Origin of the sequence: Plesiocystis pacifica SIR-1 (assembly GCF_000170895.1) — a bacterium.
GTDB lineage: Bacteria > Myxococcota_A > Polyangia > Nannocystales > Nannocystaceae > Plesiocystis > Plesiocystis pacifica.
Map to the genome: position 1 here is coordinate 1 of NZ_ABCS01000111.1, position 20,902 is coordinate 20,902.

19 protein-coding genes are annotated in these 20,902 nt (G+C 70.8%); 14 read left to right on the forward strand and 5 right to left on the reverse strand.

Features of this window, described 5'->3' with window-relative positions; genetic code table 11:
- Positions 1-118: 118 nt before the first annotated feature.
- Both proB and PPSIR1_RS34715 read left to right on the forward strand, forming a co-directional pair.
- Positions 119-1,282, forward strand: a complete 1,164-nt coding sequence (gene proB / locus PPSIR1_RS34710; RefSeq protein ID WP_006975931.1) for a glutamate 5-kinase — start codon at positions 119-121, stop codon at positions 1,280-1,282.
- Entirely contained in the window at positions 1,279-2,613 is a 1,335-nt protein-coding gene (locus PPSIR1_RS34715; protein ID WP_006975932.1) for a glutamate-5-semialdehyde dehydrogenase, read from the forward strand. The genes proB and PPSIR1_RS34715 overlap by 4 nt, the downstream gene beginning before the upstream one ends.
- Here PPSIR1_RS34715 and PPSIR1_RS34720 read toward each other — a convergent pair.
- Positions 2,610-3,500, reverse strand: coding sequence for an AraC family transcriptional regulator (locus PPSIR1_RS34720; RefSeq protein WP_045117355.1), 891 nt, complete (start codon positions 3,498-3,500; stop codon positions 2,610-2,612). The genes PPSIR1_RS34715 and PPSIR1_RS34720 overlap by 4 nt on opposite strands.
- A 126-nt stretch (positions 3,501-3,626) precedes the next feature.
- Here PPSIR1_RS34720 and PPSIR1_RS34725 point away from each other — a divergent pair, with 126 nt between their 5' ends.
- Complete coding sequence (locus tag PPSIR1_RS34725; RefSeq protein WP_045117351.1) at positions 3,627-4,652, forward strand: aldo/keto reductase; 1,026 nt, start codon at positions 3,627-3,629, stop codon at positions 4,650-4,652.
- Between the two features lie 242 nt (positions 4,653-4,894).
- Here PPSIR1_RS34725 and PPSIR1_RS34730 read toward each other — a convergent pair whose 3' ends face one another.
- Positions 4,895-5,758: a hypothetical protein gene (locus tag PPSIR1_RS34730; protein WP_157596287.1), complete on the reverse strand. Its 864-nt coding sequence runs from the start codon at positions 5,756-5,758 to the stop codon at positions 4,895-4,897.
- A 183-nt stretch (positions 5,759-5,941) separates the two neighbouring features.
- On the opposite strand from PPSIR1_RS34730, the gene PPSIR1_RS34735 reads away from it, so the two are divergent.
- Positions 5,942-6,139: a hypothetical protein gene (locus PPSIR1_RS34735; RefSeq protein ID WP_006975936.1), complete on the forward strand. Its 198-nt coding sequence runs from the start codon at positions 5,942-5,944 to the stop codon at positions 6,137-6,139.
- Positions 6,140-6,374: 235 nt separating this feature from the next.
- Here PPSIR1_RS34735 and PPSIR1_RS34740 read toward each other — a convergent pair whose 3' ends face one another.
- Together PPSIR1_RS34740 and PPSIR1_RS34745 are read right to left on the reverse strand one after the other, a co-directional pair.
- Complete coding sequence (locus PPSIR1_RS34740) at positions 6,375-7,733, reverse strand: class II 3-deoxy-7-phosphoheptulonate synthase (protein ID WP_006975937.1); 1,359 nt, start codon at positions 7,731-7,733, stop codon at positions 6,375-6,377.
- Between the two features lie 200 nt (positions 7,734-7,933).
- Complete coding sequence (locus PPSIR1_RS34745) at positions 7,934-9,142, reverse strand: prephenate dehydrogenase/arogenate dehydrogenase family protein (protein ID WP_006975938.1); 1,209 nt, start codon at positions 9,140-9,142, stop codon at positions 7,934-7,936.
- Positions 9,143-9,386: 244 nt separating this feature from the next.
- Here PPSIR1_RS34745 and PPSIR1_RS34750 point away from each other — a divergent pair, with 244 nt between their 5' ends.
- From PPSIR1_RS34750 to PPSIR1_RS34760, 3 genes are all read left to right on the forward strand, one after another.
- Positions 9,387-10,391, forward strand: a complete 1,005-nt coding sequence (locus PPSIR1_RS34750) for a serine/threonine protein kinase (protein WP_006975939.1) — start codon at positions 9,387-9,389, stop codon at positions 10,389-10,391.
- A gap of 290 nt (positions 10,392-10,681) precedes the next feature.
- Positions 10,682-11,089 (forward strand): hypothetical protein, encoded by a 408-nt coding sequence (locus PPSIR1_RS34755; RefSeq protein WP_157596288.1) that lies wholly within the window; start codon positions 10,682-10,684, stop codon positions 11,087-11,089.
- A gap of 59 nt (positions 11,090-11,148) precedes the next feature.
- Positions 11,149-12,174, forward strand: a complete 1,026-nt coding sequence (locus tag PPSIR1_RS34760) for a DNA adenine methylase (RefSeq protein WP_006975941.1) — start codon at positions 11,149-11,151, stop codon at positions 12,172-12,174.
- A 14-nt stretch (positions 12,175-12,188) separates the two neighbouring features.
- Here PPSIR1_RS34760 and PPSIR1_RS49735 read toward each other — a convergent pair whose 3' ends face one another.
- Complete coding sequence (locus tag PPSIR1_RS49735) at positions 12,189-13,625, reverse strand: eCIS core domain-containing protein (RefSeq protein WP_086001970.1); 1,437 nt, start codon at positions 13,623-13,625, stop codon at positions 12,189-12,191.
- A gap of 271 nt (positions 13,626-13,896) precedes the next feature.
- On the opposite strand from PPSIR1_RS49735, the gene PPSIR1_RS50920 reads away from it, so the two are divergent.
- The 7 genes from PPSIR1_RS50920 (at position 13,897) to PPSIR1_RS34795 (ending at position 20,885) form a co-directional block, all read left to right on the forward strand.
- The gene (locus tag PPSIR1_RS50920; protein WP_006975943.1) at positions 13,897-14,475 is read left to right on the forward strand and encodes a hypothetical protein; all 579 of its coding nucleotides are present in this window, start codon (positions 13,897-13,899) and stop codon (positions 14,473-14,475) included.
- Complete coding sequence (mrdA, locus tag PPSIR1_RS34770; protein WP_006975944.1) at positions 14,472-16,757, forward strand: penicillin-binding protein 2; 2,286 nt, start codon at positions 14,472-14,474, stop codon at positions 16,755-16,757. The genes PPSIR1_RS50920 and mrdA overlap by 4 nt, the downstream gene beginning before the upstream one ends.
- The gene (gene rodA, locus PPSIR1_RS34775; protein WP_006975945.1) at positions 16,754-17,887 is read left to right on the forward strand and encodes a rod shape-determining protein RodA; all 1,134 of its coding nucleotides are present in this window, start codon (positions 16,754-16,756) and stop codon (positions 17,885-17,887) included. Before mrdA ends, rodA begins: the two co-directional genes overlap by 4 nt.
- Positions 17,878-18,702, forward strand: coding sequence for a hypothetical protein (locus tag PPSIR1_RS34780; protein ID WP_006975946.1), 825 nt, complete (start codon positions 17,878-17,880; stop codon positions 18,700-18,702). Before rodA ends, PPSIR1_RS34780 begins: the two co-directional genes overlap by 10 nt.
- Positions 18,703-18,771: 69 nt before the next feature.
- A complete protein-coding gene (locus PPSIR1_RS34785; RefSeq protein WP_006975947.1) occupies positions 18,772-19,347 on the forward strand; it encodes a hypothetical protein in 576 nt (191 codons plus the stop codon).
- Positions 19,348-19,410: 63 nt separating this feature from the next.
- Positions 19,411-20,367 carry an MATE family efflux transporter gene (locus tag PPSIR1_RS34790; protein ID WP_006975948.1) on the forward strand — a complete coding sequence of 319 codons (957 nt, stop codon included), beginning with the start codon at positions 19,411-19,413 and terminating at the stop codon, positions 20,365-20,367.
- Positions 20,343-20,885 (forward strand): MATE family efflux transporter, encoded by a 543-nt coding sequence (locus tag PPSIR1_RS34795; protein ID WP_045117353.1) that lies wholly within the window; start codon positions 20,343-20,345, stop codon positions 20,883-20,885. The genes PPSIR1_RS34790 and PPSIR1_RS34795 overlap by 25 nt, the downstream gene beginning before the upstream one ends.
- Positions 20,886-20,902: the final 17 nt, after the last annotated feature.

The following is a 20,902-nucleotide window of genomic DNA, read 5'->3' on the forward strand; positions in this document are numbered from 1 at the left end:
GACCCACCGCTAGGAGCGGCGACACAGCCATTCGGGATCCAGTGCCGCTCCAAACCCGGCACGGACTTCGGACACGCGGTACTAGCGGGCTCTGGAGGGGGCGAGTAGGCTCCCGGCCATGTCCACCCGCGAGCGTGTCCGCGAGGCCAAGCGGATCGTCGTCAAGCTCGGCACCCACGTCGTCACCCACGACGGCCGCGAGTTCGCCCTCGGCCGGGTGTTCGCCCTCGTCGAGTCCCTCGCGCAGCTGCGCCGCTCGGGCAGGGACGTCGTGCTGGTGTCGAGCGGGGCCGTGGGCCTGGGCCGCCGCGCCCTCGGCCTCGAGGGCGAGCTGTCCCTGGGCCTGCGCCAGGCCTGCGCCGCGGCCGGTCAGGGCCGGCTCATCGCCCTCTACACCCAGGCCTTCGGCCAGCTCGACGTCGAGGTCGCCCAGGTGCTGCTGACCCAGGAGGACCTCGGCGACCCGGACCGGGCGCTGTGCCTGCGGACCACCTTGCTGCGCCTGCTCGAGCTCGGGGCGGTGCCGATCCTCAACGAGAACGACTCGGTCAGCGTGCGCGAGATCGTCGAGCTGCTCGAGCCCAGCTCGACCGAGGCCGCCGCCTTCGGCGACAACGACGGGCTCTCGGCCCGGGTCGCCGCGGCCATCGACGCCGACTTGCTGATCCTCGCCACCGACGTCGACGGCCTCTACACCGCCAACCCGCGCACGGACCCCGAGGCCCGGCGCATCCCCAGCCTCGAGGCCATCGACGCCGAGACCCTGGCTCGGGCCGCGGGCTCGTCCGCCGGCGGGACCGGGGGCATGCGCTCCAAGCTCGAGGCCGCCCGCAACGCGAGCGAGGCCGGGGTCGACGTGCTGATCGTCGACGGCCACGCCCCGCGGCTGATCGAGCGCGCGCTCGCGGGCGAGGACCTCGGCACCTTCGTGGCCAGCCCCGAGCGCCCGTCCGCGCGGCGGAGGCAAATCGCCCTCGCGCCCCGATGCGCGGGGGCGCTCATCCTCAACGCCGGAGCCATCGCCGCGCTGCTCGAGCGCAAGGCCTCCCTGCTCCCCGTCGGGGTGGTGGGGATCGAGGGCCAGTTCGGCACCGGAGCCCTGGTCGAGCTGCGCGACGAGACCGGCCGCGCGCGCGGCCGCGGGCTGGTCAACTACGACAGCGACGCCTGCCGCGAGCTGGCAGGCAAGCACAGCCGAGAGATCGATCGCGTCCTCGGCTGGCGGGGTTACGACGCCCTCATCACCCGCGATAACCTGGTCCTCGGAGACGTCGAGGCATGACCGACCACCCCCCTGCATCCAACCTCCCGGTCCCCGCCCGCGCCGAGGCGGCTCGCCGCGCCGCTCGCAAGCTCGCCGCCCTCGACACCGAGCAGCGCGCGACCTTGCTGCGCGACCTCGCCGACGCCCTCGAGCTCCCCGACAGCCGCGTCGCCATCGCCCAGGCCAACGCCAAGGACATCGAGGAAGCCCGGGCCGCCCAGGCCCGCGGTGAGCTCTCGGCGGCCCTCGCCGCGCGCCTCGGCCTCGGGCCGACCAAGCTCCGCGGCCTCGCCGACGGCCTGCGCCAGCTCGCCGCCATGCCCGAGCTCCTCGGCAGCGTGCAGCTGCGCCGCGAGCTCGACGAGCAGCTCGTGCTCGAGCGCGTGGCCTGCCCCCTCGGCGTGCTCGGCATCGTGTTCGAGGCCCGCCCCGACGCCGTCCCGCAGATCACCGGCCTGGCCCTCAAGAGCGGCAACGCCGTGCTGCTCAAGGGCGGCAGCGAGTCCCTGCGCAGCAACCGGGCCCTCGTCACCATCATCCACGGCGTGCTCACCGAGCACGGCCTCGACCCGGCCTGCGTCGCCCTGCTCGAGGACCGGGCCGCCTTCGCCGAGCTGCTCCAGTGCCACCGCGACGTCGACCTGATCGTCGCCCGCGGCTCCGGGCCCTTCGTCAAGCACGTGATGGACTCGACCAAGATCCCCGTGCTCGGCCACTCCGAGGGCCTGTGCCACGTCTACCTCCACGCCGACGCCGACCCCCAGCGCGCCGCCTCCATCGCCGTCGACGGCAAGTGCACCTACCCCGCCGCGTGCAACGCCGTCGAGACCCTGCTGTGGCACCCCGACGCCGCCGAGGCGACCCGCGAGAGCCTCCAGGCCCTCTCGGACATGGGCGTGGAGCTGCGCGTCGACGCGGCCACCCGCGCCCTCATCGGCGACGCCATCGAGGCCAAGGACGCGCGCCCGCGGGACTGGAGCACGGAGTACAGCGACCTGATCCTGTCCGTCGCCCAGGTCCCCGACCTCGACGCCGCCCTCGCCCACATCGACACCTACGGCTCGCGCCACACCGAGGCCATCGTGTGCGCCGACGGCTCCCCCGCCGCCGAGCGCTTCCTCGCCGCCATCGATGCCGCCTGCGTGTTCGTCAACGCCAGCACCCGCTTCGCCGACGGCTACCGCTTCGGCCTCGGCGCGGAGATCGGCATCGCCACGGGCAAGATCCACTCGCGCGGGCCCGTGGGCGTGGAGGGGCTGCTGAGCTACCGGTGGTTGCTGCGCGGCGAGGGGCAGGTCGCCAGCGACTACGGCCCGGGCAAGAAGGCCTTCAGCCACCGGGATCTCTAGGCGGTCGTGCCCTGCTGCTCGCGGACCGCGTGGGAGGGCGACAGCCCAAACTGCCGCTTGAACTCCCGGCTGAACTGCGACGGGCTCCCGTAGCCCACCCGAAACGCGGCCTCCCCCGCGCCCAAGCCCTCGGTCAAGATCATGACGTGCGCGCGGTGGAGCCGGACCCGCTTGAGGTACTGGATCGGCGATAGCCCCGTCACGTCCTTGAACACGTGCTGGAGCCGCGAGGCGCTGACGCCCACGCTCTTGGCGATGGTCGCGACGTCGAGGGCCTGCTCGTAGTGGTCCTGCATGAAGCGGATGGCCCGCACGACCCGCTGGCCGTGCCCGTTTCGCAGCGCCAGCGAGCGCAGCAGCGCGCCCTGATCGCCCCCGAGCACGTGGAAGAGAATCTCCCGCACGATGCCCGGGCCGAGCACCCGCGCCTCCGTGGGGTCCTCGGCCGCCTGCAGCAGCCTGAGCACGGCGTCGCGCAGCCGCGGCTCGATGCTCGACACCCACATCGCCGTCGACGGAGCGCGCTCGGGCTCGGGCTCGTCGGGCATGGCCATGAGCAGCTGACCGAGCTCGGCGACGTCGATGGCGAGCACCATCGACAAGAAGGGCTGCTCGCGGCTGGCCTCGATGATCCGGGCGCTCACGGGCAGGGGCAGGGCGACCACGAGGTACTGGTCCGGGTCGTACTCGCAGGTCTGGGCGCCGACGGTGGCCGCCTTGCGCCCCTGACCCACGACGCACAGGCAGGGCTGGTACTCCACGGCGAAGGGCCCCACCGGCTCGGTGGCGCGAAAGACCCTCAACCCGGGCACCGCGGTCTCCGTGGACCCTTCCCCGACCGCCAAGCGCTCGATCCGGGCCGCGAGGGAGTCTCGTTGCGTCGTCATCCGAAGCAGGATCATGCCAGACATCGAGCGGCGTCCGGGCTGCGATGCTGCCCCGCAGCAGGAATGGGCAAGACTTCGACACGATCGCTCTAACGCTCACCGAGCGCGCGCTCTAGCTTGGCTGCGATGAAGTATCGATTTCTCGGCAACACGGGTTTGAGGGTCTCCGAGCTGTGCATGGGGGCGATGACCTTCGGCAAGGGCTTCTACGGCATCGGCGAGCTCGAGCAGGAGGGCTCGACCAAGCTGGTCAAGCGCGCCCTCGACGGCGGCATCAACTTCTTCGACACCGCTGACATCTACTGCCGCGGCCAGTCGGAGCAGCTCCTCGGGCAGGCCTTCAAAGACCTCGGCGTCCACCGCGACGAGCTCGTCATCGCCACCAAGGTGCGCGGGCCCATGAGCGACGCGGCCGCGAGCGGCACCGGCGACATGAACAACGTCGGCCTGTCCCGCAAGCACATCATCGCCTCGTGCGAGGCCAGCCTCCAGCGCCTGGGCACCGACCACATCGACCTCTACCAGATCCACGGCTGGGACGAGCTCACCCCCCTCGACGAGACCATGCGGGCGCTCGACGATCTGGTCCGCTCGGGCAAGGTCCGCTACATCGGCTGCTCCAACCTCGCCGCGTGGCAGGTGATCACGGCCAACGGCATCGCCAAGGCGGCCGGCGGCGCCCCCTTCGTGTCGCTGCAGGCCTACTACTCGCTGGTCGGCCGCGACCTCGAGCTCGACCTGCTGCCCATGTGCCGCCACCACGGCGTGGGGGTGATGGTCTGGTCCCCGCTCGCCGGCGGCTTCGTCACCGGCAAGTACCGCCGCGGCCAGGACTCCCCCGAGGGCTCGCGGCGCACGACCTTCGACTTCCCGCCCGTCGACCGCGAGCGCGGCTACGACATCATCGAGCTCCTCGACGCGCTGGCCAAGGAAAAGGACAGCACCATCCCGAGGCTGGCCCTGTCGTGGCTGCTCCAGCAAGCGGGGGTGAGCACGCTGATCGTCGGCGCCAAGAAGCTCGAGCAGCTCGAGGACAACCTCGCCGCCGTCGACGTCACCTGGACCGACGAGGAGCTCGAGCGGCTCGCGGCCGCCAGCGCGCCGCCGAACCTCTACCCCTACTGGATGCTCGCCAACTTCAAGCGCACCTGAGTCGTGGACGTGGGGCAGGGAGGGCGTGGCGTCGTCTACGACGGCTAAAATAGTCAGAGACTGTGATTTACTCACAGTCTCTGAGTTCTGTTTTGCCCCCACAGCCGCCTACGACCGGGGGCGCTTCGTCGCTCCGCTCCTCCGCTTTGGCTTGGTGGGCAATGAAGTTCGTGCCTTGGACAAGGCTCGTGGTCGCCCCCGCAAGCGGGGGCGTGGATTCGTTGTCCACGACGGCTAAATAGTCAGGTCGACGCGCCGGGGCCCGCGAGCATCCGGCCGCGCTCGACGCCGTCTTGCCACAAGCTCAGCTGCCACAGCTCGCCCAGCCTGGACACGCGAAACTCCGTGTCCCGGCGACCGAAGGCCACGAAGCGCTGGAGCTCCAGGCTCAGCTCGAGCCGGGCCTCGGCGTCGGCGGCCTGGCGCTCGAGGAGCTCGAGGCCCGCGGCCAGGGTCATCGCCGCAGGCACGTGCAGCCGCTCTTCCATGGCGACGTTGTGGTGGAAGTAGGGGTGGTCGATGGACGCGTTGAACTGCACCCGGCTCCCCTCTCCAGAGGCGCCCGTCGGCGCGAGCAGCTGCGTCGGCGGCCAGGACACCGCCGCCTCCTCCGGCGCGAGCTCGCCCAGGGCGCGCTTCATCAGCGCGAGCAGCACCTGCTTGGGATAGAACCCGCCGCGCAATTCGACGCGACACAGGGAACGCTCCGCCGCTCCGAGGACCTGCCCTGACATGGCGAGCTTCGCCACGTGCCCGTTGCGCGAGCTTCGTTCACCCAAGCGCAGGTGAAACGCACGCACCGGCTCCGACACGGACCATGGCGCGGCGTAGGCCCAGGCCATCCGGGTCAGGGCGTAGTCGTTCTCCTCCGGCACCGCGAGACACAGGCGCACGACCGCCACCGACATCTGCCGATAAAGCTCGGACACCGTGATCGGGTGGGACCAACCAAAGGCCTCGATGTAGGGGTGCGCGGACGCCAGCTCGGGGCGGGCGACGAAGTGATCCGCGTCCACGCGATGCAAGCTTCCGAGCAGACAGTCGCGGTCTGAACCAAGTTTGACGAGGGCGGCGCGCTGCTGGCCTGCGAGGAGGTCTTCGTGCATGGGGGGCGGCTGTGTACCACGGCGTTTTGGCGTCCGTGAACGGTGTCCACGCGGCCCGCGAGATGCGACATCGCTTACAGCTTCAGACTGTGGTCTATCGGAGGGATCATGTCCCTTTGAACAATCAAAATAGCTGTAAAAAACCAGGACAAAATCGCCCCCGGCCGTCACTACCCAATTGTGATGATGAGCCCCTCTTCCGATGACCGCGTCCTTCCCCGCACCCATTCGGCCACGGAGAAGCTCCCGAACTGCGATCCCTACGCGGCGCATCCCGCGGCGACGACGCTGAAGATCACCAAGGAAGAGTTCGCCCGGGCCCGCGCCATGCGCCAGGCCCTGCTCGACGCCCAGCGCCGCGAGCAACACCGGGACGACTGAGCCAGCCGCCGGGCCGGCTCGGTCCACGCGCCAGGCGCCCCGAACCTCCCTCGGTTCCCGGCCCGAACCCCACGTCCACGACTCAGGGACTGTCAACGAATCCACGCCCCCGCCAGCGGGGGCGACCCCATGCCCGCTCCAAGGCACGAACCCCATTGCCCCACGACCAAAGCGGAGGAGCGGACAGCGACGAAGCGCCCCCGGTCCCGCGCCGCCCGTGGGGGCAAAACAGAACTCAGCCCTCCCGAACCTGGCGCGCCTTGCGGGCGATGAGCAGCGCCATCTCCAGAGACTGCTCGTAGTTCAAGCGCGGGTCGACCCGCGAGCGGTAGTCCCGCTCGAGGTCCTCGGGCGCCAGACCGCCCGCCCCGCCCACGCACTCGGTGACGTCCTCGCCGGTGAGCTCGAAGTGGACCCCCCCGAGGGTCGTGCCGAGCTCCGCGTGGATGTCGAAGCACTGGCGCAGCTCGCTGAGGATGTTGTCGAACTGCCGGGTCTTGAAGCCGTTGGCCGTGGTCTCCGTGTTGCCGTGCATCGGGTCGGACACCCAGGTCACGGTCTTGCCCGAGCGGCGCACGACCTCGAGCAGCGGCGGCAGCACCTCGGCGACCTTGGACGCGCCCATGCGGTGGATGAGCACCAAGCGCCCGGGCTCGTCGTCGGGGTGGAGGATGTCGAGGAGCTGCTCGAGCCACTCGGCGGTCATGCCCGGGCCCACCTTCACGCCCACGGGGTTGCGGATGCCCCGGCAGTACTCGACGTGCGCGCCCTCGAAGGCCGCGGTCCGCATGCCGATCCACGGCAGGTGGGTCGAGAGGTTGTACCAACCATCGCGATTGGGCACGCGCCGGGTCTGGGCCATCTCGTAGTTGAGCGCGAGGGCCTCGTGGGAGGTGTAGAAGTCGACGCGCTCCATGGCCGGCATGGATCGACCGGCGACGACCTGGACGAAGTCGATGGCCTCGCGGATCGACGCGACGATGCGCTGGTACTCCTCGCCGAGCTCGGCGTTGCGGGCGAAGGACAGCCGCCAGTTCTCGGGGTGGTGCAGGTCGGCGAAGCCGCCGTCGCCCAGGGCCCGCATGAAGTTCAAGGTCAGCGCCGCGCGCTCGTAGCCCCGCAGCATCAGCTCCGGGTTGGGCACGCGCTCGTCGCTGGTGAAGCCGTGGCGGTTGAACAGGTCGCCGCGGTAAGACGGCAGGGTCTCGCCGTCGCGGGTCTCCGTGTTGCTCGAGCGCGGCTTGGCGTACTGCCCGGCCATGCGCGCGACCCGGACCACCGGCTTGCGCATGCCGTGCACGAGCACGAGGCTCATCTGCAACAGGATCTTGAGCTTGGAGGCGATGGCGTCGGAGCGGCAGTCCTCGAAGGACTCGGCGCAGTCGCCCCCCTGGAGCAGGAAAATCTCCCCGCGGGCGGCCTTGGCGAGCTTGGCCTTGAGCGACTCGACCTCCCAGGAGGTGACCAGAGGCGGGAGCTTGGCGATGTCCGCGAGCACGCGCTCGAGGGTCGCCTCGTCCGGGTAGACGACCTGCTGGGTCGCTTGCTTGGTGCGCCAGGAATCGGGCTTCCACTCGGTCGCGGCTTGGGTCATGGCGCGCGGAGCATAGCAAGCTGGGGCATCGAATCGAGGGCCGCGGACGTCCCGTGCACGCGACGTGTTCGCAATCACCTCGCCGCCGCCGACTCGACAATCTCCGCGTTGGGCGGCCCGGCGCACCGGGGGCAGCGCACCCCCAAGGCGCCGCCCTTCGGGGGCCGACGCACCCCAGCTCGCGGGGGCAGAGCGGCCGCTCAGCGCCGCTCGACCAGGCGATCGATGAGGTAGCGGGACTCGTCGAGGGCCCGCGGCGAGAACTCGCCGAAGAACTCGCGGACCTCGTCGAAGACCTCCGAGAAGGCATCGCCGTCCTTGGCCGAGATGATCCCCGCGAGCTCCTCGGCGACCTCGCGGAACACCGCCGTGACCTGCTCGGTGTTCGGGTTTTGGGTCTGGATCGAGGCGTAGAGCTCGGAGCGCTGGGCGAAGTGCCGCGCGGCCATCAACATGTCGATGTAGTAGATCGGCGAGGTGAAGCGCAGGGTCTCCTCGAGGGACACGCCCAGGCGCTGCAGCGAGCGGCCGAGGACCTCCGTGGAGTAGTGGGTCAGGACCTGGACGATGGCCATGGCCCGGTCGTGGCCCGCGGGCGTGGACCGAACCAGCTCGAGGCCCATGGCGCGCAGGCTCGTCTCGAGCCAGGGCAGCCAGCCGTGGGGGTCGCCCTCGCGGGCGTCCGCGTCGGCGTCCCAGGCCGGGGTCAGGACGATGCGCTGGCCCTGCATGGAGTTCACGGCCGGGCCAAAGAGCGGGTGCGTCCCGATCACCGTGGCCTCGCCGTGCTCGCGCATCGCCGCCACCGGCCCGGCCTTGACCGAGGTGATGTCGGTGAGCAGCGCGTCGGGCCGAGCCAGGGGCGCGAGCTCGGCGATGATCCGCTCGGTCTGCGCGATGGGGACGGCGAACAGCACGACCTGGGCGTCGGCCACGGCCTCGGCCGGGCGCAGGCTCGTGTCGAGGTCGGCGCGCAGCACCTCGTTGCCCAGGGACTCGAACGCGCGCGCGAACTGCCGACCCATCGAGCCCTCGCCGCCGATGATCGCCACGCGCCGGCTCGCCACCCCAGCGGGCACCGCCGTGCGCAGCTGCGCCTGGTAGTTGCGGCTCGACCACAGCACCATGCGGAACAAGCCCTCGATCACCGTGGGCGGCAGCTCGAGCTCCTCGGCCCACTGGGCGTGGAGCGCGTGCATGGCTCGCTCGCGCGCGTCGTCGCGGATCGGCAAGCTGCCCGCGCGCTTGAGCGCAGCGATCTCGCTGACCAAGACCCGCCGCTCTTGGAGGAGCTCGACGAGCTGTCGATCGAGGTCGTCGATCTTCCCGCGCTGCTCGGCGACTTTGCGACGCGCGCTTTCAATCGAATCGCTCGAAGCTTGGTTTGAATCGGTCTCTGACTCGCTCATCGCATTCGCCCCGTCTCGGGTCGGGCTATGGAAAACTAAACTGGAGGCGATGGCGAATCTGTACGGAAGGACCTGAACAATCCAGCAAACCCCGTTAAATGCGTGAACCCCACCGCTCTTCGGCGATCGGCCCCCACCTTGCGAATGGGCCGAACTACCGGTCAATCAATCGTTTTTGCCAATCAGACCAGGAGTCTTTAACAGAAAAGACTGCTAGCTTGATTACAAGAAAATGCGACGTTTATTGGATGCCATTGGACTCGGGCGTGGCGCCGAGACGCAAGAGACCGGCGACCGGATCATCGCGCACCGCTACCGGCTCATCGAGTCCATGGGTCGCTGCGGCTCGGGCGAGCGCTTCCTGGCCGAGGACGCGGTCACCGAGGAGAACGTGTTCGTGCTCCTGCTCGCCCCGGCCTTCGCTGATCGTCGCGTGATCGAGCGGCTGCCTCAACAAGATCAGAAGTTCGGCGACCTCCGCATCCTCCGGCCCCAAGACAGCGGCATCGACGAGCAGGGTCGGCCCTACACGGTGACGCGCTGGGTCGACGGCGAGCCGCTCAGCGCCGTGCTGCGCCGGGGCGTGCCCTCGTGGGCCACGACCTTCTCGCTGTTCGAGGAGCTCACGGACATGTTCGCCGTGGCCCACCAGCGCGGGCTGTGCCACGGCAGCATCGAGCCGGGCCGCGTCATCGTCGGCCCCGGCGGGCCCTGGGTCCTCGACTTCGGCCTGGTCCGCACCCTCGGCGGCTCCTACCCGGGCTCGGCCCACTACGTCGCGCCGGAGCTCCTCGACGGCGGCCGGCCGACGGCCTTCACCGATCAGTACAGCCTCGCGATCATCTTGTGGGAGATGGTCACCGGTCAGCCGCCCTTCGACGGCGACCTCAACACCATCGTCCAGGGCCACCGCAGCAAGAGCCTGCCCGAGCTCGTGCGCCGCGACGCCCCCGTGGAGGTCGACGCCTTGCTGAGCATCGCGCTGTCGAAGATCCCCGACGAGCGCTTCTCCGACGTGTCCGAATTGTTCGAGACCCTGCGCGGCATCGAAGCCTCCAACAGCGGCGTGTGGTCGCTGTCCTCTCTGTCCCAGACCGGCTCGATCACGGGCCTCCTCGACGAGGGGCCGCGGAAGCCCTCGCTGTCCCCGACCACGCCGCTGGGCGCGACCTTGCGGGGGCTCAGCGTGGTCGAGCTCGAGGCCGCGCGGCGGCTGATCGACGAGCTGCTCGCCGCCCGCGCGACCTGAGTCGTGGACGTGGGGCAGGGAGGGCGTGGCGTCGTCCACGACGGCTAAAATAGTCAGGGGCTGTGAAGACTTCACAGTCCCTGAGTCGTGGACGTGGGGCAGGGAGGGCGTGGCGTCGTCCACGACGGCTAAAAATAGACAGAGGGTCGGGCAAAACTCGTTTTGGCCGACCCTCTGAGTCGTGGACGTGGGGCAGGGAGGGCGTGGCGTCGTCCACGACGGCTAAACTAGACAGAGGGTTGGCCAAACTCGTTTTGGCCGACCCCCTGAGTCAAGACGGACGTCACTGCATGTCTTCGCCGCTCCGGACCCGGAGCGGCCTGGCCCCCGCCTTGGGCGCCTGCGCGACGACCTCCGAGGGCGACGCCGGCTCCAGCGGCGAGACCCTCGGCGGCGGCGAAGAGACGGATCTCGTGACCTACGACAACTTCGCCGGCGGCTTCGTCCGCGACTGGTGCCGGGGCTGCCCCTCGGCCGAGCTCGGCGACGATCAGCGCGCTGGCGCCCCCCTCGAGGTCAACTTCGACACCGAGGCCGACCTCCTCGAGCACGCCGATCGCATGCACGCGCGGGCCACTGGCGACGCGCCGACCATGCCCCCCGCGGGCGGACCCTCGCCCGAAGCGCTCGAGCTGTTCGCGCGCTACCTCGAGTCCGTGGTGGACTCGACTGGCGAATGGGGCGAACAGGGCGAGTAGAACGAGTCGGCTAGCCAGGCTTGATCCGCGGCGGCGGCCTTGCGATAGCTCGGTCCCCCGTGATCAAGTACATCGGCTCCAAGCGCACCCTCTTGCCCGTGGTCCTCGAGGCCGTCCGCGGGGTCGAGGGCGCGCGCACGGTGCTCGATCTCTTCTCCGGCACCTCCCGGGTCGGCCACGCCCTCAAGGGCGCCGGCTACCGGGTGCTCGCCAACGATCACAACACCTACGCCGCGACCTTGGCCCGCTGCTACGTCGCCGCCGACCGCGACCGCGCGGGCCTCGAGGCCGACGCCACCCGGCTGCTCGCCGAGCTCGACGCCCTGCCCGGCGAGCCCGGCTACTTCACCCAGACCCACTGCGAAGACTCGCGCTTCATCCAGCCCAAAAACGGCGCGCGCATCGACGCGATCCGCGAGGCCATCGCCCAAAAGGACCTCGACCCCGAGCTCGAGGCCGTGCTCTTGGTCTCGCTCATGGAGGCCGCCGACCGGGTCGACTCGACCTGCGGCCTCCAGATGGCCTACCTCAAGAAGTGGGCCGCCCGCTCCCACAACGACCTGACCCTGCGCCTGCCCGACATCCTGCCCCAGGCCGCCCACGGCAAGGGCGAGGCCCACCAGCTCGAGGCCATCGACGCCGCGCGCAGCCTCTCGGCGGACGTCGCCTACATCGACCCGCCCTACAACCAGCACAGCTACCTGGGCAACTACCACGTGTGGGAGTCCCTGGTGCTGTGGGACAAGCCCGAGGTCTACGGCGTCGCCAAAAAGCGCGTCGACGTGCGCAGCCGCAAGAGCCCCTACAACTCCAAGCGGAAATTCCACGCCGCCTTCGCCGAGCTGATCGCGGCCGTCGACGCCCGGGTGCTGCTGGTCTCGTTCAACAACGAGGGCTACATCAGCCGGCCCGAGATGGAGGCGCTGCTGGCCACGCGCGGGCGGGTGACCGTGCTCAGCCACGACTACAAGCGCTATGTCGGGGCGCAGATTGGGATCTACAACCCCAGCGGCGAGAAGGTCGGGGCGGTGAGCCACCTGCGGAACTTGGAGTACCTCTACGTGGTCGAGACCGACGCCGCCTGAGCCCCATCTACGACTCACAGATGTTGGCTGCTCTGGCGGGGCAGCTCTTCGTCTTCCTCCAGCACGTCCGTGCCGACGGTCTCGTCCGTACCGTTGCCCGCGGCGAGCTCGTCGACCATGTTGTCGATGTCCTCCTCGGTCGCGCTCTCGAACGGGGTCTGGGTCTGGGTCTGGGTCTGGGTCTGGGTCGTCCCCCAGCTCGGCATCATGCCCTTGAGCTTGTCGATGCCCTCGGAGACCTTGGCCTTCGCGGTGCGTCCCGCGGACCTCGCGTTGGTCTTGGCGCTCTGCTTCCAGGTCCGGCCCAACCCCAGGGAGATGCCGCGAGGGGTCATGACCACGTAGCCGGCCCGCCGCCGCGTGAATTTGTTGCCAACACCCGAGGCCTTGAGCATCTTCGCGGCATAGCGCGCGCAGTTGATGTAGCGCGCGCGCTTGAACATCTTGCGCCCGGTCTCATCGTAGGTGTACGAGCGGTTGGGGTTGTCCTCCCACGCGCCCGTGGTCGGGTTGTCCCACTTCTCGTCGTAGTCGGCCTTGATCTGCGCGGCCTTGGTGAGCGCGCCTTGGACCCCCTGCCAGGTGATCGTGTAGTTGCTGCCGACGTAGTTGCCCGTGGACGAGGACAGGGCCCTGACGTGGTTCGCGGCGTTGCGGTTGATGGACACCTTGCTGTGCGACAGGTCCGTGACCACGGTCTCCGACTGCGTCCCCCCGGGGTCGACCCCCTCCAGGCAGACCCAGGTGTGATCGTTCCCCGAGAGCGCCCACGAGCCCTTGCGGCTGACGATGCGGATGTAGCCCTGACCCGGGGCCATCTCCCGCCCCTCCTTGATGTGGCTCTTCCACACGCTGTCGTTGGCGTCGTAGGCCACGCGCTGCACCGGTGCGGGCGATGACGAGGGTGAGGACGACGAGGGCGACGTGCTCGAGCGGGACTGGAAGGAGGGCCCGCGCTCGGCCCCCGAGGCGAACCCTCCCCGTGCCGCCCGGGCGCCCATCACGTCGGCCTCGCGCTCGAGGGAGCTGTCGCTATTGAGGGCGTGTCCCCCGACCTCGCCCGTCGCCGCGACCCGGCCCTGCTTTTGCTGAACGGCGTGCCAGGCCTCGTGGGCGAGGTGGCGCTCTTGCCTGGGGCCGAGGTGGATGTCGCTCCCCTGGGTGAAGGCGTGGGCGCCCACCCGCGAAGGAGCGGTCGAACCGTAGTGAACGCGGACGTCGCCCATGGGTTGGCCCGACAGGCGCTCGAGATTGCGACTCAGGCTGCTCGGGAGGCTCGCGCTGCGAGCCGAACGATCGGCGAGCTCCTGGAGGCCGCGCAAATGCGAGACGTGCGCGCTCTGATCGCTGACGGCTTGCAGCACCGAGCGGCCCGCGCCTTCCTGCGACGACTTGGGTCCACGCGAGCGCGCGTCGAAAGCGGGCCGACGGATAGCGACGCGAGAGGCCATGAGGTGAGCCTATCCTAGCAGTCGCCCACCCCGCCCCACGTCCACGACTCAGCTGGTGTTCTCGCCCCAAGCCCGCTCCGCCCTGCACCGAGCGCCCGAGCAGCCGAGGAGGCGCCCCCTTTGCGGGCTTGGCGCAAGCGCCCTTCGTCGCCGAGGAGGAACAACACACGAGGCTCGCGCGTCGCCTGGCCCCAGGCGCCAAAGCCTCGCTGAGGGGCTCTGGGCCGCGGTTTCGTCTTTTCCGCGACCCCGCCTAAGATCCCCCGCGCCCATGCTCTTTCGCGCCCTCGCCTACATCGCCCTCGGCTGGCTGCTGCTCGCGGCCGTCGCCGGGCTCGGGCACGTGTTCGAGCTGAGCGTGATGCTGCCCTCGACGACGGCGGTGCTCCTGGTCCACCTCGCGTTCGCGCCGAGCCACGACCAAAACAGCGAGCGGCGGGGCGAGAGCGAGCTGCCGGCCAAGCTGGCCATCGCCTCGGTGCTCGGCTACCTCGAAGACCTCCACCAGGGCGCGCCCCTGGGCACGCTGATCCTCGCCCACCAGCTCGCCTTCCTGGTCCTGCACTACGCCTCCGGGCGCCTGGCCCTGCACGGGTGGTTCTCCCGGGCCGCCGCCGCGGCCGTGGCCGTCGCGGTCGTCGACCTCGCCACCTGGGGCGTGTTGATGGTCCTCGCCGAGCCCCTCCGGGTGCCGCGGGATGTGCTGTGGCCCGCGCTGTGGCAGGCGCGCTGGCACGTGCTCGCGACCTTCCTGGTCGCCCAGCCCACCTGGACGCTGACCGACTGGCTGCTCCGGCGCCTGCGCCTGAGCCGAGAGCCCGCCCCCGAGACCGAGCGAGGCAGCGCGTGAGCGACGAGCGCGACGACGGACCGCCCGAGGACTCCGGCGAGGTCGAGCTCGCCGAGCCCAAGCAGCCCGCCGCAGCGTCCGGCCGCCGCGTGGTCCACAAGGGCCGGGCCGGCTTCGCCGAGGACTTCCGCCGGGCCGTCGCCAAGCGTCGCCGCGAGCAGGCCGCGGCCGGCGACGGCGGAGCCCGCAAGACCAACCGCTCGGCCCGAGAGCGCGAGCTGTCCCGGCGCCCCCCCGACGAGGACGTCCGCGAGCTCAAGCCCCGGCTCCAGGCCTTCGTGATCGTCGGCGCGCTGATCATGCTCAGCCTGGTCGGCCGCCTGTTCCAGCTGCAGATCCTCGAGGGCGTGCACTTCGCCCGGCGGGCCGAGCAAAACTACGTCGACACCATCGACGTCGAGGCCCCGCGCGGGCGCATCTTCGACTCCCAGGGCCGGCCGCTGGCGACCAACCACGCCACCTACGCCCTCTACGTCACCGCCATCCCCCGGGTCCAGGTCGAGGGCGAGGACGGCGAGGACGCCAAGGTCGTCCGCCTGCCCATCGACGACCAGCAGGTCATCGAGCTCGGCGCGCTCATCGACTTCGTCGACGAGGACGATCGGGCGCGCTTCGTCGAGAAGCTCGAGCGCCTGCGCGACGACGAGCGCAACGGTCGCTACGCCGTGGCCGTGCGCAACAACCTCTCGTGGGAGGAGAACGCCCGCATCCAGACCCGCGGCTTCGACACCTGGGTCGAGATCCGCGAGTCCGCCCGGCGCTACTACGCCGAGCGCGAGCTCGCGGCCTTCGTCACCGGCTTCATGCGCGAGATCAGCCGGGACTCCCTCGAGGACTCGCGCTACGGCGACTACCGCCCCGGCGACCGCGTGGGCGTGACGGGCATCGAGCGGCAGTGGGAGAACTACCTGCGCGGGCGCCTGGGCAAGCGCTCGCGGGTCGTCGACGCCCTCGGCCGCGAGGTCGCCGAGCCGCCCCCGGCCGCCGTCGCGGCCCTGCCCCCGGAGCGCGAGCCGATCCCCGGCCAGGACATCTACCTGAGCCTCGACCTGGACCTGCAGCGCGTCGCCGCGACCGCGCTGGCCGGCGAGTCCATGGAGGGCGAGGCCGGCGAGCGCCTGAACATCAGCGGCATCAAGCGCGCGGGCGGGGTGGTCGCCCTCGAGGTCGAGACCGGGCGGATCCTGGCCATGGTCTCCGTGCCCTCCATCGACCCCAACGTGTGGGAGGGCCGGATCACCCGGCAGCAGTACGAGGACTGGCTCAACTCGCCCTTCAAGCCCTTCGTCGACAAGACGGTCCAGGAGAACTTCTTCCCCGGCTCCACCTACAAGGTGGTCTCGGCCCTCGCCGCCCTCGAGGACCCCAACTTCGACCCCCACGAGACCATCGAGTGCGAGGGCCACGTCGAGTACGGCGGCCGCAAGTTCACCGAGGCCGCCGGCCACCGCCACGGCATCGTCGACCTCGAGCAGGCCATCGTCCAGAGCTGCAACGTCTACTTCTATCACCTGGCCATCGACAAGGACCTGACCCTCGCGCGCATGGAGGAGGTCGCCCGGCGCCTGGGCCTGGGCGAGCGCACCGGCTTGGGCATCAACGCCGAGGTCCCCGGGGTCATCCCCACCGAGGCCTCGGAGTCGCGCCAGGGCACCTTCCAGCGCGGGGTCCGGCTCAACTCGGCCATCGGCCAGGGCAACGTGAAGGCCACGGTCTTGCAGATCGCCGTGCTCTACGCGGCCCTGGCCAACGGCGGCTTCGTGGTCACGCCCTCCCTGGTCGACCGCGTCGAGACCTCCGACGGCAAGCTCGTGCTCGAGACCTCGCCCAAGTACAAGCAGTCCGACCCGGTCATCGCCCCCTTCGACGCCGAGCGCATCCACCGGGGCCTGATCGGCGTGGTCAACTCGGACCTGGGCACGGCCTACTCCGAGCGCCTCGAGACCGTGACCGTGGCCGGCAAGACCGGCACCGCGGAGGTCGGCATCGAGCGCGGCCCCGACGAGGACATCATCGAGGGCTGGGACGTGACCAAGGACCACGCGTGGTTCGCCGGCTACGCCCCGGCCGAAAACCCCGAGATCGTCGTCGTCGCCCTCGTCGCCCACGGCGGCGTGGGGGCCGACGCCGCCGCGCCCATCGTGATGCGGGTCATCGACCACTACCTGGGCTCGAAGGGGGCCTCGGGCGACTCCGTGCGCCCCCGCGCCCCCGGCGTGCCGCCGCCGCTGCCGGGCGAGGAGGCCCGGGCGCGCCAAGCCGAGATCGAGCAAGGGCTATGAACCGCGCCAACCCGCTGATCACCGGACCGCAGACCCGGTGGACCAACATCGTCCGCTCCATCGACTGGGTCGTCGTGACCATCGCGGCGGGCATCATCGCGCTGGCGCTGATCAACCTGAACAGCACCCAGGGCGGCGACTGGTCCGGGCCCCTGGTCCGCGACCAGCTGCGCTTCGTGGTCATCGGCGGCGTCCTGATGATCGGCGCCGCCGCGGTCGACTACCGGGTCTACTACCGCGCCGCCTACCCCATCTACGCCATCGGCTTCGGCTTCGTGCTGCTGGTCACCATCGTCGGCACGACGACCAACAACGCGACGCGCTGGCTCGACCTGGCCTTCGTGCGCTTTCAGCCCTCGGAGCTGATGAAGCTGGTGCTGGTCATCGGCCTGGCCCGCTACCTGCACAGCCTGACGCGCCGGGAGGTCCGCCACGGCTTCGTCGCGCGCCTGGTCGTCCCCGGCCTGCTCGTGCTCCTGCCCGCGGTCCTGGTCATCAAGCAGCCCGACCTGAGCACCGGCATCATGCTCATGCTGATCGCGCTCTCGGTGCTCGCGGTCACCGAGCTCGAGCTCAAGACCCTGCTGACCTTGCTGGCCACGGGCGCCCTGGCCTTCACCGTGGCCTGGTCCTTCTTCATGCAGGGCTACCAGACCAAGCGCATCGACGTGTGGCTGGACCCCGAGTCCCACCCCGACGAGGCCTACCAGATCATCCAGGCGCGCACGGCCGTGGGCAACGGCGGCTTCTTCGGCCGCGGCGTGGGTCAAGGCACCCAAAACGTGCTCGACTTCGTGCCCTACAAGGAGTCCGACTTCTCCTTCGCGGTGTTCGCCGAGGAGTGGGGCTTCGTCGGCTCGACCATGCTCTTGGCCCTCTACATGAGCCTGGTGCTGTGGGCCATCAACCTGGCCAGCCAGGCCCGGGACCGCTTCTCCGCCTGCCTGTGCATCGGCATCGGCGCGATGTTCATGTGGCACGCCGTCCTCAACGTCGGCGTGGTCCTCGAGTTCTTCCCCAACACCGGCCTGCCCCTGCCCTTCTTCTCCCACGGCGGCTCGAACGTGGTCACGATGATGATGGCGCTGGGCGTGCTGATGTCGGTGAGCCGGTCCCGCAAGTGGCGCTAGCGTCCAGGCTCGCCGTCTCCGCCGCGCTGCTCGCGACGCTCGCAGGACTGGCCTGCCATGCGCGGGGCGCCGTCGCAACGAGCGAGCCCTCCGGCGCCGCCCAGCCGCCGCGCTTCGATCACCTGGTCGTCTTCGTCACCGATGACGCCCTCGGGACCTGCCTCGCCGAGGTCTTCACCCCCGCCGAGCGGCTCGCCACCCGGCACGAGGGCCAGGGGACCAGCGGCCGCTACTTCCTGTTCCTCAACACCTTCCTCGAGCTGTTGAAGCTCGAGGATCTGGACGAGGCCCGGGCCAACCAGGCGGCCTTTGGCTCGGACTACGCGCTGCGCTGGAGCGCCGCGGGCAGCCCCTTCGCGGTGGGCGTGGTGGTCGCTTCGCTCGAGCCCTCGCGGGCCGGCTTTCCGGCTCGGATCTACGCGGCCCCCGACGGGCGGTCGACCTACCTCATGGCGACGGGGAACCAGGACGCGCGCGCCCCCCTCGTCTACGCGACGGGCCCCGAGCGGGCCCACCCACGCCGCGAGTCCCTCGATGAAGTGGACGCGATCGAGGACCCCGGGCGGCGCGAGACGGTCCGCGAATACCTGACCCACCCCAGCGGCGCGCTCACGGTGACGCGCATCGTCGTGAGCCTCCCGCCCGAGGCCCTCGACTCGACGAACGTGGAGCTGGCGCGCGAGCTGGAGCACATCGAGTTCGTCCCCGCGGGAGCGGGCTCTTCGTCCCCCCACCTGTGGCTCGAGCTCGACGGCGGCACGCAGGGGCGCACCCACGAGTGCGAGGGTCCGCCCGGCGTCACCCTCCGCTGGTAGTCGGCCGCGCGTGTAACCGGCCCGCGCGTCCTCGCGTAGCGCGGGGGTCCGTCCACGGACCTCCACGCCATGACGAGAACCCGCGCCTTCACCCCATCGCCGGCTCTGCTCGGACTCGCCCTCCCCCTGGCCCTGGCTGTCTCCGCTGGCGCGTGCGACCCCGACGAGGGCCCGGCCCGCGAGGACCCCGAGGCCATCCTGGCCGCGGTCGTCGACTACGAGTCGACCATGGAGCGCGTCGACCTCAACGGCGTCGAGACCATCCACCCCGTCGCGGGCGGCGGGAAGACGGCGCAGATCTGGGCGACCCCCGAGGCCGCGGCCATCTTCCGGACCCTCGACTTCGACGCCCCGCCCCCCGCCGAGGGCAGCGTCGAGTTCCCCCAGGGCACGATCTTCGTCAAGGCCATCTTCGAGCCGGACACCGGCGAGGCCCTCGACGTGCTGCAGATCGCCGCCAAGTTCGAGCCGGGCTACCACCCCGCCGCCGCCGACTGGTGGTACGCGATCACCACGCGCAGCGGCGAGGTGCTCATGGAGGTCGAGGGCAAGGGCGGCGAGGTCGAGTTTTGCCGCGACTGCCACGACTCCATGGGCGGCGACTGGGACCGCGTGATCCCCCTGTCCGCCGACAACCTGCGCTAACTCTCGGGCCGCCGACGCGGCAGACGTCTGGCCTGGGCGGAGCTCCTCGGCCATGCTCGCGCCGTGAGCGAGGGCGCCCCAGACGACTCCCCGGCGCCCGCGCCCGAGTCCCCGGCGCCCGCGCCCGAGTCCCCGGCGCCCGCGCCCGAGTCCCCGGCGCCCGCGCCCGAGTCGGTGATCGCCGAGGTCCTGCGCCTGACCAGGCCGGCGGTGCTGACCTCGGTGCTGCACACCGTGGTCTTCCTCGCCGACCGCATCATGCTCGGGCAGCACGGCGCGACCTCCCTGGCGAGCATGCAGATCTCGGGCTCGATCCTGTGGTCCGTGTTCAACGTGTTCTTCGGCGCGCTCGTGGGCACGGTCGCCCTGGTCTCGCGCCGCGTCGGCGAGGACGACCTGCCCGCCGCGCGCACCGTCGCCGCCACGGCCCTGCGCATCTCGGCGCTCATCGGGATCGTCGTCGCCGGCCTCGTCGCCCTTGGAGCCGGCCCCATCGCCGCGGCCATGGCCCCGCCCCCCGACGCCATCGGCGGCGAGCAAGCCCGAGCGGCCATCGAGGGCGCGGCCCGGTCCTACATGCTGATGGGCTCGTGGTGCTTCCCGGCCGTGTTCGTCGCCGCCTGCGGGGCGATGATCCTCAACGGCAGCGGCGACACGCGCACGACCTTCCACATCGGCCTGGCCGTCAACGCCTTCAACCTCGCCGGCGACTACCTGCTGATCTACGGCGCGGACCTGGGCCCCATCCACGTCCCCGAGCTCGGCGCGACCGGGGCCGCCCTGGCCACGAGCCTCGCCTACGTCCTCGACGCGAGCTTGATCCTGTGGGTGCTGACCCGGCCCAACTGCCCGGTGCGCGTGCGCCCTGCCATGGCGCGGCTTCAGGCCGCCCGCGAGCTCGTCCGCGTGGGCGCGCCGGCCATCGCCGAGCGCGTCGTCATCCACGTCGGCTACGTCGCTTTCGCCGCCATCGTCACGGTCCTCGGCGCGTGGCCATGGCCGCCAACCAGCCCATCTTGACCCTCGAGTCTGTCGCTTTCCTGGGCGCCGAGGGCTTGGGCGTCGCCGCGGCCACTGTCGTCGGCCAGTGCTTCGGCCGCGGCCGCCCCGAGGACGCCAGGCGAGCCGGCGCCTTCGCGGCCCTCGCCTCCGCCGTGGTCCTCGGCGCCTTCGGGCTGCTGACCTGGGCGACGGGGCAGTGGACCGTGCCCCTGTTCGTCGCGCCCGGCGAGGACGGCAGCGCGCTCATGGCCCTCGCCGCCCTGACCTTGCCGATCCTCGCCCTCGAGCAGCCCATCATGGCCGCCGCCATGGTCCTCGGCCACGCCCTGCGCGGCGCCGGCGATACCCGCTCGCCAGTCGTCACCGCCGTCGTCGGCGGGCTGGTGCTGCGGCTCAGCTGCTCGTGGTTGTTCGCCGTGACCTGGGGCTGGGGGCTGCGCGGGATCTGGCTGGCGACGGCCCTCGACTGGTTCGTGCGCACGCTGATCCTCGGCGCCATCTTTGCCCGGGGGCGGTGGCAATCGCTGAAGCTGTGAACCGGCTTGCGCCGACC

Excerpts from the sequence above, each read along its gene's own strand:
- proB (WP_006975931.1), top strand. The coding sequence starts at position 119 with ATGTCCACCCGCGAGCGTGTCCGCGAGGCCAAGCGGATCGTCGTCAAG.
- PPSIR1_RS34715 (WP_006975932.1), top strand. The coding sequence starts at position 1,279 with ATGACCGACCACCCCCCTGCATCCAACCTCCCGGTCCCCGCCCGCGCC.
- PPSIR1_RS34720 (WP_045117355.1), bottom strand. The coding sequence starts at position 3,500 with ATGACGACGCAACGAGACTCCCTCGCGGCCCGGATCGAGCGCTTGGCG.
- PPSIR1_RS34725 (WP_045117351.1), top strand. The coding sequence starts at position 3,627 with ATGAAGTATCGATTTCTCGGCAACACGGGTTTGAGGGTCTCCGAGCTG.
- PPSIR1_RS34730 (WP_157596287.1), bottom strand. The coding sequence starts at position 5,758 with ATGCACGAAGACCTCCTCGCAGGCCAGCAGCGCGCCGCCCTCGTCAAA.
- PPSIR1_RS34735 (WP_006975936.1), top strand. The coding sequence starts at position 5,942 with ATGATGAGCCCCTCTTCCGATGACCGCGTCCTTCCCCGCACCCATTCG.
- PPSIR1_RS34740 (WP_006975937.1), bottom strand. The coding sequence starts at position 7,733 with ATGACCCAAGCCGCGACCGAGTGGAAGCCCGATTCCTGGCGCACCAAG.
- PPSIR1_RS34745 (WP_006975938.1), bottom strand. The coding sequence starts at position 9,142 with ATGAGCGAGTCAGAGACCGATTCAAACCAAGCTTCGAGCGATTCGATT.
- PPSIR1_RS34755 (WP_157596288.1), top strand. The coding sequence starts at position 10,682 with ATGTCTTCGCCGCTCCGGACCCGGAGCGGCCTGGCCCCCGCCTTGGGC.
- PPSIR1_RS49735 (WP_086001970.1), bottom strand. The coding sequence starts at position 13,625 with ATGGCCTCTCGCGTCGCTATCCGTCGGCCCGCTTTCGACGCGCGCTCG.
- PPSIR1_RS50920 (WP_006975943.1), top strand. The coding sequence starts at position 13,897 with ATGCTCTTTCGCGCCCTCGCCTACATCGCCCTCGGCTGGCTGCTGCTC.
- rodA (WP_006975945.1), top strand. The coding sequence starts at position 16,754 with ATGAACCGCGCCAACCCGCTGATCACCGGACCGCAGACCCGGTGGACC.
- PPSIR1_RS34785 (WP_006975947.1), top strand. The coding sequence starts at position 18,772 with ATGACGAGAACCCGCGCCTTCACCCCATCGCCGGCTCTGCTCGGACTC.
- PPSIR1_RS34795 (WP_045117353.1), top strand. The coding sequence starts at position 20,343 with ATGGCCGCCAACCAGCCCATCTTGACCCTCGAGTCTGTCGCTTTCCTG.